The 15,888-nt window shown below is 60.8% G+C and carries 13 protein-coding genes and 1 pseudogene; 10 read left to right on the top strand and 4 right to left on the bottom strand.

The window, feature by feature from the left end; all coding sequences use genetic code 11:
* Window positions 1–110: 110 nt before the first annotated feature.
* Entirely contained in the window at window positions 111–932 is an 822-nt protein-coding gene (locus ACSQ8V_RS18570) for an IclR family transcriptional regulator (RefSeq protein ID WP_436183243.1), read from the bottom strand.
* 203 nt (window positions 933–1,135) lie between these two features.
* Here ACSQ8V_RS18570 and ACSQ8V_RS18575 point away from each other — a divergent pair, with 203 nt between their 5' ends.
* From ACSQ8V_RS18575 to ACSQ8V_RS18595, 5 genes are all read left to right on the top strand, one after another.
* Entirely contained in the window at window positions 1,136–1,474 is a 339-nt protein-coding gene (locus ACSQ8V_RS18575) for a UxaA family hydrolase (RefSeq protein ID WP_436206695.1), read from the top strand.
* Window positions 1,475–1,478: 4 nt separating this feature from the next.
* Window positions 1,479–2,768, top strand: a complete 1,290-nt coding sequence (locus ACSQ8V_RS18580) for a UxaA family hydrolase (protein ID WP_436206696.1) — start codon at window positions 1,479–1,481, stop codon at window positions 2,766–2,768.
* 49 nt (window positions 2,769–2,817) lie between these two features.
* Complete coding sequence (locus tag ACSQ8V_RS18585) at window positions 2,818–3,918, top strand: aldo/keto reductase (protein WP_436206697.1); 1,101 nt, start codon at window positions 2,818–2,820, stop codon at window positions 3,916–3,918.
* On the top strand, window positions 3,915–4,757 hold the full coding sequence (locus ACSQ8V_RS18590; protein WP_436206698.1) for an amidohydrolase family protein: 843 nt from the start codon (window positions 3,915–3,917) through the stop codon (window positions 4,755–4,757). Before ACSQ8V_RS18585 ends, ACSQ8V_RS18590 begins: the two co-directional genes overlap by 4 nt.
* Before the next feature lie 441 nt (window positions 4,758–5,198).
* The gene (locus ACSQ8V_RS18595) at window positions 5,199–6,047 is read left to right on the top strand and encodes an ureidoglycolate lyase (protein ID WP_436206699.1); all 849 of its coding nucleotides are present in this window, start codon (window positions 5,199–5,201) and stop codon (window positions 6,045–6,047) included.
* Window positions 6,048–6,401: 354 nt separating this feature from the next.
* On the opposite strand, the gene ACSQ8V_RS18600 is transcribed toward ACSQ8V_RS18595, so the two are convergent.
* A complete protein-coding gene (locus ACSQ8V_RS18600; RefSeq protein WP_158937053.1) occupies window positions 6,402–6,845 on the bottom strand; it encodes a PaaI family thioesterase in 444 nt (147 codons plus the stop codon).
* Between the two features lie 295 nt (window positions 6,846–7,140).
* On the bottom strand, window positions 7,141–8,274 hold the full coding sequence (locus ACSQ8V_RS18605; RefSeq protein WP_436206700.1) for an AGE family epimerase/isomerase: 1,134 nt from the start codon (window positions 8,272–8,274) through the stop codon (window positions 7,141–7,143).
* 213 nt (window positions 8,275–8,487) lie between these two features.
* On the opposite strand from ACSQ8V_RS18605, the gene ACSQ8V_RS18610 reads away from it, so the two are divergent.
* The 4 genes and pseudogenes from ACSQ8V_RS18610 to ACSQ8V_RS18625 all read left to right on the top strand — a co-directional run bounded on the left by ACSQ8V_RS18610 (window position 8,488) and on the right by ACSQ8V_RS18625 (window position 12,719).
* Entirely contained in the window at window positions 8,488–9,171 is a 684-nt protein-coding gene (locus ACSQ8V_RS18610; RefSeq protein WP_436206701.1) for an MgtC/SapB family protein, read from the top strand.
* A gap of 163 nt (window positions 9,172–9,334) precedes the next feature.
* Window positions 9,335–10,675, top strand: coding sequence for a hypothetical protein (locus ACSQ8V_RS18615; RefSeq protein WP_436206702.1), 1,341 nt, complete (start codon window positions 9,335–9,337; stop codon window positions 10,673–10,675).
* A gap of 81 nt (window positions 10,676–10,756) precedes the next feature.
* A pseudogene (locus tag ACSQ8V_RS18620) lies at window positions 10,757–11,308 on the top strand (aldehyde dehydrogenase family protein); the annotation flags it as partial.
* Window positions 11,309–11,363: 55 nt separating this feature from the next.
* Window positions 11,364–12,719 carry a DUF3100 domain-containing protein gene (locus ACSQ8V_RS18625; protein ID WP_213764351.1) on the top strand — a complete coding sequence of 452 codons (1,356 nt, stop codon included), beginning with the start codon at window positions 11,364–11,366 and terminating at the stop codon, window positions 12,717–12,719.
* Between the two features lie 120 nt (window positions 12,720–12,839).
* On the opposite strand, the gene ACSQ8V_RS18630 is transcribed toward ACSQ8V_RS18625, so the two are convergent.
* The gene (locus tag ACSQ8V_RS18630) at window positions 12,840–14,969 is read right to left on the bottom strand and encodes an FUSC family protein (RefSeq protein WP_436206703.1); all 2,130 of its coding nucleotides are present in this window, start codon (window positions 14,967–14,969) and stop codon (window positions 12,840–12,842) included.
* Window positions 14,970–15,325: 356 nt separating this feature from the next.
* On the opposite strand from ACSQ8V_RS18630, the gene ACSQ8V_RS18635 reads away from it, so the two are divergent.
* Window positions 15,326–15,478 carry a hypothetical protein gene (locus ACSQ8V_RS18635; protein WP_165101877.1) on the top strand — a complete coding sequence of 51 codons (153 nt, stop codon included), beginning with the start codon at window positions 15,326–15,328 and terminating at the stop codon, window positions 15,476–15,478.
* Window positions 15,479–15,888 lie beyond the last annotated feature (410 nt).

Here is a 15,888-nt window from a genome sequence, read left to right on the forward strand (position 1 = left end):
TCTGGAAGTTGGCGAATCCGCCAACCGGATCGTCCCAACGAAGCGAGCCGACTCTTCCCAACGAATTTGCCCGCCGAAGTTGCTCACCATCTGCCACTCATCTGCCACTCCTAAGCCGCGCTCGAATCCCGCGAATCGCTGAACTCAGCACCCGGTTCGCGAAACATGGATAGCGCCGCCGCCGCTTCACCCAGCAGCGCACTGACCTCGTTTATGGACGGCGCCACGTATTCGTCGATACGCCTGAGATACGGGCACGTCAGCGTCGCGATCGCTTGGCCGGACGGCCCGAGCAGCGGAAAACTCACGTCCATCACACCGAAGGTCTGCTGACTCTCCTTATGGAGAAAACCGTCCGCGCGAATCTGTGTGCAGGCATTGTCCAGCGCGAGCGGATCGAGCGCGGACTCACCTTTTACACGCGTGTGCTCGGCCAGCATGTGCGCGCGTTGTTCCGCGCTTTGGAACGCAAGGATCACGCGACCCGAACCGGTATCGATCAACCCGACCCGCGCGCCGAGCCGCACCGAAATTCCCCATGTTCCCGGCCCGTCGACTTGCGCGATCACAAGCAGATTCCCCCGGTCATAGGCGGCGAGATGACACGACTGCTCCGCGCGATCGGCAAAACGCTGCATGACAGGCAGGGCTTCCGCGATCAGACGGTTCATCGGCGGATGCCGGTGCGCGAGCGCATACAGTTTCAGGCTCAGGGAATAGCGGTCGCCCGCGGGCGACCGCACCACGTACTGGCGCGCGACCAGCCGCTCGAGCATCCGGTACATCTCGCTTGCGTTGCGCCCGAGCGATTTCGTGATCTCGGCACGCGTGAATCCATCCTTTTGCTCGGCGAGCAGTTCAAGGATATCGAGACCTTTATCCAGCGCGGGCGCCCGGTAGCGCTCGGCGTCGGTGGGATCGTCTGCCTGCATGATGGCCTTCAGTTAGGTCGCTCAAAAACAAGATGCTAAGGGAAAACACGGGCCGCTCGGGGGCGCACTTAGCTTGACTTCGACTTGTCCGCATATGAATAATACGTTCACTGATGAATGATTATACTGATGCAAACCTGCGGCAATGCTCATACGACCATCTGAATGTCGCCCGAATTTCGTCCGTTCTCAAGGAAGTTTCTGTGCAGCAAACTCCTCACAAGCCCACTGACGCCCGGCTCATTCTTCAAAGCCCGCAGGACAATTGCCTGATTGCCGGCGCGCGTCTGCAAGCGGGGGAACATGTGGAGATCGAGGGGAAGTCCGTCACGCTGGCGAAGACCATCGACCTTGGGCACAAAGTCGCACGCCGCGCGTTGCGGACCGACGAAAAAGTGCTTCGATATGGCGCGATCATTGGCCATGTGACATCTGACGTTCAGCCCGGAGAACATCTGCACACGCACAATCTCGAGAGCGACTATCTCCCGACCTATACCCACGACGCCGGCCATGCGTTCGTGGATCACCGGGACCGCTAAGCCGATGACAGCCACCACCACTGCGCCGCTTCAAGGATTCCTGCGCGCCGATGGGCGCAAGGGCATCCGCAATGTAATCGCGGTTGCGTATCTCGTCGAATGTGCGCATCACGTGGCGAGGGAAATCGTCACGCAATTTCGTCCGGCGTTCGACGCCTTCGACGACCCCGCTGCCGATCGCGAACCGCCCGTGCACCTGATTGGTTTTCCGGGCTGCTACCCGAATGGCTATGCCGAAAAGATGATGGAGCGGCTGACCACGCACCCGAATGTGGGCGCGGTCCTGTTCGTCTCGCTCGGCTGCGAGAGCATGAACAAGCACTATCTGGTCGACGCCGTGCGCGCGAGCGGCCGCCCGGCCGAGGTTCTGACGATCCAGGAAAAAGGCGGGACGCGCAGCACGATCCAGAATGGCATCGACTGGATTCGCGACGTGCGCGCGACGCTCGCGCAGCAGCCGAAAGTGCCGATGGCGCTCGACGAATTGATCGTCGGAACAATTTGCGGCGGCTCGGACGGCACCAGCGGCATTACGGCGAATCCCGCTGTGGGGCGAGCCTTCGATGCGCTGATTGACGCCGGTGCCGCGTGTATTTTCGAGGAAACCGGCGAACTGGTCGGCTGCGAGTTCCATATGGAAAGCCGGGCCGCGCGGCCGGAACTGGGCCGTGAAATTGTCGCGTGCGTGGACAAGGCCGCGCGCTATTACTCCATCATGGGACACGGTTCGTTCGCGGTCGGCAACGCGGATGGCGGCCTGACCACGCAGGAGGAAAAGTCACTCGGCGCGTATGCGAAAAGCGGTGCATCGCCCATTGTGGGGATCGTCAAGCCCGGTGACATTCCGCCTGTCGGCGGTTTGTACCTGCTCGATGTCGTTCCCGATGGCGAACCGCGTTTCGGCTTTCCGAACATCAGCGACAACGCGGAAATCGGCGAACTGATTGCTTGCGGAGCGCACGTGATCCTGTTCACGACCGGACGCGGATCGGTGGTCGGTTCCGCCATCTCGCCCGTTATCAAGGTGTGCGCGAATCCGGCGACCTACCGGAATCTTTCCGGGGACATGGACGTGGATGCGGGCCGGATTCTGGAAGGTCGTGCCACGCTGGACGAAGTTGGCCGCGAAGTATTCGATGCCACCGTGAGGGTGGCGGCGGGCGCCGCGTCCAAGTCGGAATCGCTGGGTCATCAGGAGTTCATCCTGACCTACAAGAGCTTTGATCCAGTTGGCCCGGCGTGTCTGCCGGCGAGCGCGACGCCGCGGCATGCGGTATCGATTACGTCGATTTGAGCCTGATTCACAGGTCGAACTCATCAGCCCAACTCACAAGTCCAACGCAATGAACCCAATCACCGGAAATCCCGTTGTGAAAAAGCGCAAGGTGGGTAAAACCTCGCTGGAAGTCACGGCGTTGTCGCTGGGCAGTGCACCGCTGGGCGGCCTGTATCACGAACTTTCCGAGGCAGACGCGCAAGCGACCGTGGACGCCGCGTGGCAAAGCGGTATCCGTTACTTCGATACCGCTCCGCACTACGGCCACACGAAAGCCGAACACCGGATAGGCGATGCGTTGCGCCAATACCCGCGCGAAGACTACGTGTTGTCGACCAAGGTTGGCCGGCGCTTTGTTCCGCGCACCACGCCTTACGACGGCAGCGAAGGCTGGTCGGACCCGCTGCCATTCCAGGCGGTCTACGACTACACCTACGACGGCATTCTTCGATCGTTCGAAGACAGCCAGCAACGTATGGGTATTGTCGATATCGACATTGTGCTGATCCACGATATCGGCCGCGTCACGCACGGCGAAAACAACGCGCGCTACTGGCGGCAACTAACGGACGAAGGCGGTTTCCGGGCGCTCGATGAGCTTCGCAAAACCCGGGGCGTAAAAGCGGTTGGGCTCGGTGTGAACGAAGGCGCCGCTATCCAGGAGGCGATGGCGGAATTCAACATCGATTGTGCGTTGCTGGCGGGACGTTACACCTTGTTGGAGCAGGCAGTGCTCGATGACTTGCTGCCGGAATGCGAGAAGCGCGGCGTCAGCATCCTGTTGGGCGGTGCGTTCAATTCGGGCATTCTCGCCCGGGGATTGACGTCCGATACGGCGCCAAAAGCCGACAACCAAAAGTTCAACTATGGCGATGCGCCGCAGGCGATTATCGAACGTGTCGATGCGCTGGAACGGATCTGCCGTGCGCATGGCGTTGCCTTGGCGAGCGCGGCCCTGCAGTTTCCTTATGCGCATAAAGTTGTGGCCACGGTCTTGATGGGCGCACGAAATCCAGCGGAAGTGCGTTTGAATGCGGCTTCGTTCGCTGATCCGCTGCCGGACGCTTTGTGGGACGCGTTGCGAGCAGCCGGTTTATTGCATCGTGACGCGCCCGTGCCACGCAACGATCAAGCAAGCGCCGGTCACACCAACGCAGGAAGACCATGAGCACTGAACGGATCGACGCGCATCAGCACTTCTGGGACCCATCGCGTGGTGACTATGGCTGGTTGACGCCCGAGTTGCAGAGCTTGTACCGCGTCTTCGGTCCCGCTGACCTGAAGCCTCTTCGTGAAGCAGCCCGGATTGCGCGCACAGTGGTTGTCCAGGCTGCGCCGACTATGGATGAAACGCGCTATCTACTCGATCTCGCCCGCGACGACGAGTCTATCGCCGGCATTGTCGGCTGGGTTCCGCTTGATGCAGCGGATAGCTCGGAGTTGATCGACGAACTGGCGCGTGAACCCAAACTCAAGGGTGTGCGCCCGATGCTGCAAGATCTGCCCGACGACCGCTGGATCGAAAATCCTGCACTGACTCCGGCAATCCACGCGCTGATCAAAAACGATCTCGCCTTCGATGCATTGATATTTTCGCGTCATGTACCTTCGTTGAAGGTGTTCGCCGCGCGCTTTCCTGAGCTGCGAATCGTCGTCGATCATGGTGCGAAGCCGCAAATCAAGGATGGTCACGCCGCCTGGCAAAGCTGGGCGGACGGCATAGCCGAATTGGCCGCACTGCCGCAACGGCTGGTTTGCAAACTCTCGGGTCTGGCGACGGAAGCCGCGCCCGGTTGGTCAGTGGCCAAGCTCAAGCCTTATGTCGATCATCTTCTTGAGCATTTTGGACCCGAGCGGCTGATGTGGGGCAGCGACTGGCCGGTGCTGAACCTGAACGGCAACTATGCACAGTGGTTTGACGCAGCGCGGCAATTGACGGCGCACCTCGATGCGTCCGCACAGCAGGCAATCTTTGGGGACACTGCGCGCGAATTTTACCGGCTGTAGAAGTCGAGATAAACGCATGAAGAATGAGCGCGGTATACCCGGAATTGCTCAACTGCAATTGCAACGAAAGCAGAGAATGGTAAAAAGATTGGCGAGATTGGCAATCCAACTGTGTGGCATGCGGTGGTGCCCTGTAATGCTGGCGAGGGCGGCCCTATAGCGCTGAAGAGGCGTGAAAAACTGCATCCCGAGGCATGAGCCGGCGAAATGCAAAGGCGGGATCAGAAGGAAAACGCGATGCTATCGTTGTACCTGCGTTGTAACCTGCGTCGTAACCCGCCTCCGATGAATCATCGTTCACGACCGGCCCGAATCATTTAACCGAAGTTTTGACCGAAAGCGATCGAAAGCAAACTCGAGCGATCTGACCTTTAAAAACGATCGCTTAAACTGAACATCTCGAAACCGAATCAAAACCTGAAAACTGAAGGATCACTCACGATGAAACTGCTGCGCTATGGGCCGAAGGGTCAGGAAAAACCGGGTTTGCTGGATCAGAATGGCAAGATTCGCGATTTGTCCAAGGTAGTCGACGATATCGCCGGCGCGGCGCTATCGGATGCCGCGTTGGCCAAGTTGCGCGCGCTCGATCCGGCCTCGCTGCCTGAAGTGCCGGGCGAACCGCGCATTGGCCCGTGCGTGGGAGCCGTGGGCAAATTTGTCTGTATCGGACTGAATTACGCCGATCACGCGGCCGAATCGAACCTGCCCGTACCGACGGAACCGGTGATTTTCGGTAAGTGGACGAGCGCGATTTGCGGTCCGAACGACGACGTTGAAATTCCGCGCAACTCGAAGAAAACGGATTGGGAAGTCGAGCTCGGCGTAGTGATCGGCAAGGAAGCCAAGTACGTCAGCGAGGCGGACGCACTGGATTACGTCGCCGGATATTGCGTGATCAACGACGTCTCCGAACGTGAATGGCAGCTTGAACACGGCACGCAATGGGACAAGGGCAAGGGTTTCGATACCTTCGGTCCGATCGGTCCGTGGCTGGTCACGAAAGACGAAATCGCCGATCCGCAGCAACTCGATATGTGGCTCGAAGTGGACGGACATCGTTATCAGAACGGCAGTACGAAGACGATGGTGTTCGGCGTGGCCGCGCTGGTGTCGTATTTGTCGAAGGTGATGAGCCTGCAACCGGGCGATGTCATTTCCACCGGCACGCCGCCGGGCGTGGGCATGGGCGTGAAGCCGTCAGCGGTCTACCTGAAGGCTGGGCAGACGATGCGGCTCGGGATTCAGGGCCTGGGCGAGCAGCAGCAACGCACGGTCGACGCGAAGTAAGCCCTTCGAAGCAAATCGTTTATTGCGGCGCAACCAGGCAAGCCGGCGAGCAAATTAACGCCGACCAGGCAAGCTAAAAAAAGGTCGTTCCAACGTCAGTTGGAACGACCTTTTTTACGGCAACCATCAAAGCGATGGTTCATCGGTTCCGGCCGAAGGGATGGTCCATAGTCGTCATTCGAGCCGCCGACGCATCAACGTGGCGGCTTCGCTCCAAAAGCGCGAATGTTTTCGCCGCAGTAACCTTTAGGCGCATAAAGCCGGGTCCCAACACTGCCGCCGTAAAACCACCGCATCGGCGAAGGCATGAAAAGTCCGGTCAACCAATTCACCCGGCCCACGCACTCAGCTCATTCACTCGTTAAACGCCGGCTCAAGTTCAGCAGCCATTTCGCTGATCCGATGAATGGTTCCCTGCGCGACCGCCACGAGTCTTTCGGCGCCGCCGTCGGTGACATACACGTCACATTGGCAGGTCGCCTGGGTCATGCCGGCATAGACCACGCGCGCACGCGCCATCAACGTGCCGGAAACCGCCGGCCGCAAATAATTGATCTTGTATTCGCCCGTGACCACTTTCGGTCCCAGGCGCAATGCACCGGCGAAGGTCAACGCGTTATCGACGAGATAACTCACTACGCCGCCGTGCACGAAACCGTGTTGTTGCCGGAGTTCGTCGCGGATGGTCAGACACAGCGTGAGACTCGAGGAGTCGACCTGCATGAGCTTCGTACCCAGCAAGGCGCTAAACGGCTGCGCATTCAATGCGCCCCGTGCGATATCGACAATTTCGGCCATTCGGACACTCCTACACTTGGTTTCGGTCCAGTCAGCGTGAGTCCCACAATCCGCATCGGGGCAGGAGCCTTCGTCGCGGTCCTGCACAAGACTGTAGGTAGCGTAGGGTCACTCCGCAAGGACGATCTCAAAATCGCGGACAAATTACCGGGTTTGCACGGCTTTTCTCAATGATTTGAAACGAAAGCGCGCAAAGCGTTCGGCATCGCGCTGATTTTTCCAGCCGCAATGAAAACGCCTCGCGGTGTTGGCGAGGCGTTTGATGCGAGAGCGCTGAACGTCCGGCGTTGGGGTGTCAGGGCAACGCGGCGTAGGCGGTGGCAAGGTGATAAGGCGTTGTCGACGGTAATTCCGGGCGCATGACCACGCCTTCTGCCGACTGGCTCTCGATCCACCCTTGCGGTCGAATAAAACGTCCAGCAAAACGCGCGATCTGCGCCGGCAGTTGTGCGCGCACGGACTCGTCCGCATGCGTTGCGAGGGCCCGCAGATATTCGGTCTGAGCCCAGATGCGCTGCGTAGAATCGATCACGCCGCCCTGTTCGTTCAGCGATGCCGCTACGCCGCCAGTCACCGGATCAACGCCGAACTGCTGCGCGAAATCGAATCCCCGGACTAGCGCCCGGTTCAGGCCCGCTGCATCGAAAGCCGGGTGCCCGCTGGCTTTGGCGAGAAACAGCCACTCGAACTGGTGCCCGGGTTCCAGCCAGTTATTGGCGCTGCCGATCGTCAATTCAGCGATGCAGCCCGTTTCGTGATGTACGAAAGCCTGTGCGAACGCGGCTGCGAGCTTTTCCAGCCGGCGATCGAAGATGGGATCGGCAGTCGTTTCACGGGCGGCGAGCCACGCTTCGGTCAGATGCATCAGCGGGTTTTGCAGCGGCGGCCCGAGCACGGTGGAAAAATCTTCCGTCATCGCCGAACTGAACAAGCCGCCAACGCCACCGCCACCGCCGCTAATTTCCATCCGCCGTTCAATCAACACCGACGTTTCTTCAAGCACCGCCAGCGCTTCCTCCGCGGCCGCCGCGCCAGCCCGTTTTGCATACTCCGCGCACGCAAAAATCACGAACGCATGCGTGTACAGGTCCTTGTGGCGCTCATGCGGCGCGCCGTTTGCGTCGACGCTATAGAACCAACCGCCGTTTTTCGTGTCCTGAAAATAGGTCCGAAGCGAAGCGAACAGCGTGTCGGCATGATCGATATCGCCTGCTTGCGAGAACACGAATAGCTGGCGAGCGCAGGCCATGGCGCGATATCGCTGCGGCGGCAAGGGCGTGCGGCCATCCTCGGCCACGGCCTCAAACGCCAGCCGCAAGACTGCGTTGAAGCCGGGTCCACGCCAGATTGGCAGCACAACACGTTTATAGTGCGCACGAAGGGTGGTGGTGGTCGGGGGCGTTGCGGCGGTCGGATGTGGGTCGTGCATACGGCTTTATCGATGTTGGTTGCGCGTGGCGGCGTGCGTGGAACGTGTCCGGTGCGCCACTCGATGCGGGGCACCAAGGATAAATCAAAACGCCAGCGTTTCGGCACAACGATGGTTTATCCGCACCGCACCGCGCCGCGCTGGCCGACGGCTCTTACGCGCGCCCCGCGCCATCATCCCATCACACAACATCTATAAGGAGCAAATCCACTCATGTTAAGCAATGTAGAACTCATTTCCCGCCTGATTCTGGCCGCGGCGCTCGGCAGCGTGATCGGTTTCGAGCGCGAGCGGCTGTCATGGGCCGCCGGGCTGCGCACGCACATGCTGGTGTGCGTCGGCTCGACGCTGATCATGATGGTGTCGGCATTCGGTTTCTTCGATGTCCTCGGCCGCGACCACGTCGTGCTCGACCCGTCGCGGATCGCGGCGCAGGTCGTGTCGGGAATCGGCTTTCTCGGCGCGGGCTCGATCCTGTTGCGCGGCGAGATCGTTCGCGGCCTCACCACAGCGGCGAGCCTCTGGTCCGTGGCGGCGATCGGGCTTGCGGTCGGCGGCGGCATGTATACGGCATCCATCGCCGCGACAGTGATCATCCTGATCATCCTCGCCGGCATCAAGCCGCTGGAGCGGCGTTTCATTTCCGTGAAGCAGCGCCGCCAGTTGACCTTGCTCGTCGATCGGGGGACGCTGAATTTTCACGCGCTGCACGAGACGCTGGGGGTGGGCAGCGTGCGCGTGAAGCAGTTCGTCGTGCAGCAAAGCGATGATTCCCCAGAGCTCGATGAAGTGCAGATCTCGCTTTCGCGGGTATCGTCGAATGAATACGAGGCGATCTGCGCGCGGCTGCGCGCGCTGGATACCGTGCGGGAATTCAAGGAAGAGGGCTCGGCTTGAGGCTGCGCGCGTCCGTAGCCCGGGCGTGCAGGCGTGCGACAATGCGGCCTCGAAAACCCATGCAGCCGCTTTTTCTGTTGCAAGGCGCCAAGCCGGACCGCTTCATCGGGCGTGTTTTTAGCCGCCCGCGGTCGCGTCCGGCCGCGCTGTCAATCATCGACTTATGCCAGATTCCGCCGTAAATCCCGCTCTCCAAGTTGCTGATTCCGCTGATGCCGCCGGTTCGCGTCGTACCGATGGTGCTTCTGCGTCCCCTTCCAGGCCTGCGTTTGCTGGCCGTCCGGCTGAATCGGATGCCGATGCCAAGCTCGCCCGCGCCGCGCGCTCGGCGCAGCGTCTTGCGTTGCTCAGCCGGGCGCCCTACGGCGCGCCCACGCTCGATCTGTTCGCCGAAGACGCTGAGCGCGCCACGCTCCAGGCGTTGAATACCGATATCCGTCAATCGTCGTTGCCAGGCTTCGAGTTACCCGAGGTTTTCATGGCGGCAGTACCGGGCGAGGACGGATCGTCGGGGGCTGTGCGAGCGTGGCGCAACGGGGCGTTATCGGTCGAGGGGGCGGCTGTGTCGAGCGCCGCTGTGTCGAGCGATGATGCGGCGGCGCAAACGGACAGCCAGACAGCCGACGCGGCAACGCTGGAGTTAGTGTTCGACGATGTTCCCGCGCCTCATGACGTGGTTGCCGGGCCGGTCCAGCCCGAACCGTCAGGCGATGCCGCGCAGGGGGTTCCGGTCCTGGCGGCGTTGGGTGAGGGGAACGCGCAGGGTTCGAACAAACGCGCGTCCGCGGCACGCGCCAGAGGCGCTGCCCGGAATGTGTCGACGACCGGACCGTCGCCAGCCGCTGCCGTGTCAGAAGTCGGGACGGTGAAAGGTAAAAGCGGACCGAGCGATGCCGTCACGCAAGTTCTGAACCGTTCGCCGGACGCATCGAATGTATCGAAGGCTGCCACAAAGCCGGCCACGTCCCCGTCCCCTCGCGACGTCGCACGAGCCGCGGCAACTCCTCATCGCGAGCCGCCGCAATCCTTGGCGGCGGCATTAATCGACGATGATCGCCGGACGCGCACGAGCGCCTCAAGCGCCCCTCAAGCATCTTCCCGTGAAGCGTCGGAACTCGATACCGCTCGCGCGACCGCGTACGCGGACACTATCGACGCGTTGTATGCCGTGATCGCGGACCAGCGCGGCGCGGCGGCCGCGTTGTCGCGACGCGTTAAAACGGTCTTGATGATCGTCATCTGCGTGTTGCTCGTGACTGTCGCGACGGGCGTGGCGCAGAGCATCGCGCTGCTTCGCCTGACCCGTGAAAACACAGCGCAGCAACAGCGCATCGAGCAATTGATGCTGACTCAGCAGGCCACGCTGGCGTCTTTCTTCGATACCGATTCAGCGACCATCGAGGTTCCGAACTGGGGCGATGCGAGCGCATCCGTTGCCAACAAGAATCCGGACTCCGCGCCGCATAGCCGTGCCGCGAAGCGGGCTCAAAGCAAATCGCGTTGATATCGAAACGAGCGTGGGCATTGCTGCCGCGCTCAAGCAAGGCGCATGAAAAGGGGCCTTTTCGGCGCGCTCAACTCCAATCAAAAGATCAAGGTCGGCGCGCCGCTTGATGACGCGACTGAAGCCGGTCCGATCAACAATCGCACGCAGTGTAATCACATCATGAAGATGATCGTGAGCGGCGTTCAGGCAGGGGCGACGCGTGCGGCGGGGTCGGCTGAACGCGCACCGGACGATTACTTTGTTTCGCCCACTGTGTCGTCGAACGTGACAAACGTCACGAACGAGATGGACGTCGCGCGTACTGAAATCTTCGGTCCGGTTGTCGCTGCAATTCCCTTCGTTACCGGGCAAGAAGCCCTTAACATCGCGAATGACACCGGGTTCGGTTTGGCCGGTGCAGTGTGGACGAACGACGTGGGCCGTCCTCATCGGGTGGCGGGGCAGGTCAACGCGGGAACGTTCTGGGTCAATGGCTACATGACCATTAACGTGGCGTCCCCGTCCGGCGGTGATGGCTTGATCGGACACGGACGTTCGAGTGGGATTGAAGCGTTGTACGAGTACACGCAGACCAAGAGCGTCTGGCTGGAAACCGCTAGAGAGCCGGCCACGACGTTCGGCAATTTGTAGAGCAACGTGTCCTCCCGCCGCCGATGAAACGCGAGAGGGCAATTCGGAGATAACAATGGAAAGTACGTTGGCCGCGCAGCAACGGGGAAGTGGTGGGCTAAGGAGTGCAAAGCTGTTTCTTTACGCGGCGATCATCCTCGTCATTGCTGAGTTTATCGGCTCGTTTACGTTCAAGGTTGGGCCGGGGAAAGTCGTCCTGCTGCCGATGATCTGGGCGCTGCTGTTGGGCGCCGCGCTGGGATTGGCAAGTGAACGGTGGAGCGGCGCAGCGCGGCTCGACGTGAAGACCCAGTTCCTGGCCGCAGCCATCCTGCAGCCTGCGCTGTTGCTCTTCGTCGCGAAGCTGGGCCTGCTGGTCGGCGGTGCGTTGCCGAAGCTTGCCGCCGCGGGCTGGGCGCTGGCGTTTCAGGAGCTGGGACATTTTGTCGGCACGATTCTGCTGGGACTTCCGCTTGCATTGCTGCTCGGTATCAAGCGGGAAGCGATCGGGGCGACGTTTTCCGTCGGCCGTGAGCCGAGCCTTGCGATCATCGGCGAGAAGTACGGCATGGACTCTCCGGAAGGGCGTGGCGTGCTGGCTGAGTATTTAACGGGCACCGTGTTTGGGGCGGTTTTTATCGCCATCCTGGCGGGTTTCGTAGCAAGCCTAAATATTTTTCATCCGCTGGCGCTCGCGATGGGTTCAGGTGTGGGCTCAGGCAGCATGATGGCTGCTGCTTCCGGTGCCATCGCTGCGCAGCAAACGCCCGAAATGGCGAAGACGGTGCTGACATTCGCTGCGGCCAGCAACCTCATAACAACGACGATCGGCACGTATTTCACGCTGTTCATTTCGCTGCCGATGGCCGTGTGGGGATATCGCCTGCTGGAGCCATTGATCGGCCGGACGAGCCGGGCATCGGATGCATCGGAGGCGATTGAAAAGTCCCGTCCGAAGCCAGGCGGCGGCGAAACCGAGGTTGAAACGGCTGCGCCGCAACTGGGCTATCGGGGCAAGCTGCTCGCCTGGGGCGTCACCGCTGTGTTCGCGCTGGGCTGTGACTGGATCACCCACGGCACCACGCCGCTCATGGGGCTTCCGGGCATGCTGATCATGGTACTGGCGACAATGGTGGGCGACGCCATTTATACGGTGACCGGGCGCAAGATTCCGGCGGTCTGCTGGGTTTCGATCGTTGCCATGTTCATGACGTCGCCATTGTGTCCCTGGGCATCGCAGATATCGACGTATAGCGCGCAGAACGATTTCCTGGGCATAACAACCCCCATGCTGACGTTCGCGGGATTGTCCATCGCTAAAGATATTCCGGCGTTTCGCAGGCTCGGCTGGCGGATCGTGCTGGTGTCGTTTGTGGCGAATGCCGGGACGTTTCTTGGCGCTACGCTTGTGGCTCAGATTTTCCACGTGTAGGACTGCGGTGTTTCGATAGCATTTTGTGCCGGCGCTTCGGCGCGCCTTGCCCGCAGACAACCTGACTGTTTCATTTGCCCCGGGATGCTCCGCAGAAGCACCCCGGGTACGAACGCCCCTTCATACTTCACCGCGTTTCAGACCGTCGGCGTGTTCCATCAACAACCGGCGCAACAGCACGACCTGATTGACGGCATCCGCTTCAAGCAGCGAGAGACCGTGTTTGGGAAAGACTTCCTGAGCATCGATACCCGTGCTGTTCGCGTCACTCCCGATCCGCGCTTCGATGCCCTTGCCGACACGCTCAACCCATGCTGCAAGGTCCCGGTTCGGCGCGGTTCCGGCCCGGCCAAAACGAGCCCGGGTCGCAGTGCCCGCCACACGCCGCAACAAGGCGAGGGCGGTCGAGCCGGTCCGGTCGTCGTGACTCGTATCGAGCTTTTCCAGCCTCAGTCGAGCCAGCACCTCTTCCGCGTTATTGCTCGCCAATCCCGCTGCGCGCCGTAGCCGTTCCAGCTCGATCTCGCTGTCTTCGCCACGTCCCAGCGATGCGCCGAGATAGCCAAGGTTCGCGGACACTGCTTTCGCCAACTGGTCGCTGAAGCGGCTGGGCTCACGGCTTGGCCATAGGAGGAATGTGGCGAGCAACGCAATCACGCAACCGAACACGTTGTTCTCCAATCGCGTGACGGCGTAGACGAGCTCGGCACCGCCCGGCGCCGCAAAGTCGGCGACCAGCACAAAGGCCGGGGTGATGAACAGCACGAACAAGCTGTAGCTGACGGGACGCAAGGCCATCGTCGCGCACACCAGCGGGAACACCACCAGCGAGATCGCGATCGGTGAATGAACGACCAGGCCGATCGCGGCCGCCAGCAATCCGCCGACAATGCTCCCTGCCGCACGCTCGATGCTGCGCGGCCAGCTAGTCGCAATGGACGGTTGCAGGATCAGGAGCGTTGCCATCGTTGCCCAATAACCGAAGGGCAGATGGAGCAGCCTGACGGTCAGGAAGGCTGCCGTTGCGGCCACGCCGACGCGAGCGGCGTGGCGCGCGCCTATTGATTGCGTCGATGCGTTCGCCTTCAACGTTTCCACGCCACGTTTCAAAGTCGTGAGCGTGGCCGACCACACGCTTGCGCGCCGCTGAGCCGGGGATTCGAGCTCGCTGAAGTCGACATCGAAGCGCAGTGACACGGTCTCGCCCAACGCAACTTCAAGCTGGCGGGCGAGCGCCTGCAACCGGTCGCGCAGCGCGGTGGGCGGCTCCCAGGGTTTATCGGCAATGGCCCGTGCGAGCCGCGCGAGGACTTCGGCGAATGCGTCGAGCACACGCACCGCGCGCGGCAGATTGGGCAAGCGATGATGGCCGCGCTCGCAGGCATCGGTGACGGCAATGAGGTACGCGAAGATCCGTTCGCTGTCGGCGAGCGCGAGCAGCAGCATGTTGTACGTGTCCTGCCGGTCTGCCTTCGATGACGGCACGCGTGCGAGCGCCTTGCGCGCCAATTCGATGCTGCTACGCGCCTTGCCCCGAAAACGTGAAGCGTGCGAAGCCCAATCCCCGAAGCCCGCGCTTTCCCGTTTGAGCAGCCGTGCGCCGTCACTTGCGATGTCCGCGAGGCTCGCATAAGCCGATCGCATGGCCGCGCGGCTCGCGCTGAACGGGTGAATCCGCCACACGGTGAAGCTGAGCGCCGTTGCGAAGAGGCAGCCTGCGAAGTAGAGCGCGAGGAAGCGCAACTCGCCGCGTGATCCATGGATGGGCCGGTCCACCATGACTACGCAGGCAGTCGCGGCAAGGATGGAGACCTGGGCGGCCGCCGCGCTCCACACGCGCCCCAGCGCGCCGAGAAATGAAAAGACCAGAACGGCGCCGGCCGCGGCCACGATACCCACGCCGGACGCGTACGCGGTCAGTCCGCCACAAACGGTCGACAGCACCGCGAAGCCGGTCATGGAAGCGAATCGCATGCGGTTCGAGCCGGCGGCATCGGCGAGACAGGTCCAGAACGCGCCGATGGCAGCCCACGAGAACTCGGGCATGTGCAACAGGTTGCCAAGGAGCAGCATGGCGGTCGACGCGAATGCGGCCCTCAGCCCTTCGGACAAATCGGCCTGGCTCAACGCGAACGAAACCATCCAGACGGGCCGGTGGCGCGCAATGGAATCAAGCATTCGGGAGAACGCTTTCGTGCGGCGGCTTGCCGCTTGTCGTGACTGCCGGTGAAAGTTGCGAAGGCGGAGCATAGCCTGGATTATCAAGGGGTGGATGCCGGTAATCGGGTGGCGAGCGCTGTACGCGCACTAATTTTCGGACCAGAAAAATTAAATCTCAAAAAAATGACGTGAATCCAGCCAGAAATACGAAATGTCCGATGTTTTTGGGGAGCGTCATTTCTCGCCTGCGTTGCCGTTCCCGGCACGTCCGGGAAATCCAGTCATTACTACCGATTTCCTACGCGCCTATGGCCTTCAACTGTGGCAGAAACGCACTGATGTAGAAAAACTACAGGAGAAATGCTGCATTGCACTAGGAATCAGCTAGTGGAAACCCTATAATGGCTTCTAAGGGATAACCCTTGACCACCTACCAGGAGTTTGACATGAGCTACCTCTTCGCATTGCTGCAAAAATTCGCATCGTTGTTCGAATCGCCGCATCTTCCGATGGATTCGGACTACTCGTACCAAGCGCGCCAACAAGAAGCAGAGCGCATTCGCAAGTCACGCGGCACGATCATGGGTATTCGTCTGTGAGCTGCAAGGAAGGCAGTGCGGATTGCAGGAAAAACTGAGCGGTTGTCGATTTATGCTTGACAAGGTTTTTTCGTAGTGCGATTCGCCTGCTTTCATTGTTGTGGATTATGTAGTTTTTCTAGCTTTATAGTTTCACCGATCGCCACATTCTGTCCCTACGGGCTCCATGGCTGTCGTGTCGCTTCGCTGCGACATTCCTCTCCGGCGCCGCTCGGCGCATGCTTCCCAGATCATTCCCAGCTTTACCCTCCGGCGCTCGGCTCGGCCAATCCACGGGTTCATATTTTCGTTGCTTACACGCCGCAGGCCGAAATAGTGCCAGGCTGGCCTGTCATTTCGATGAAAAAGCTAGTGAAATCATGGGTTTAGAATATTTCAAGACGAGTCGAACACGCCAGGCTCTTTGATAC

The organism is Caballeronia sp. LjRoot31 (genome assembly GCF_964253885.1).
Taxonomy (GTDB): Bacteria; Pseudomonadota; Gammaproteobacteria; order Burkholderiales; family Burkholderiaceae; genus Caballeronia.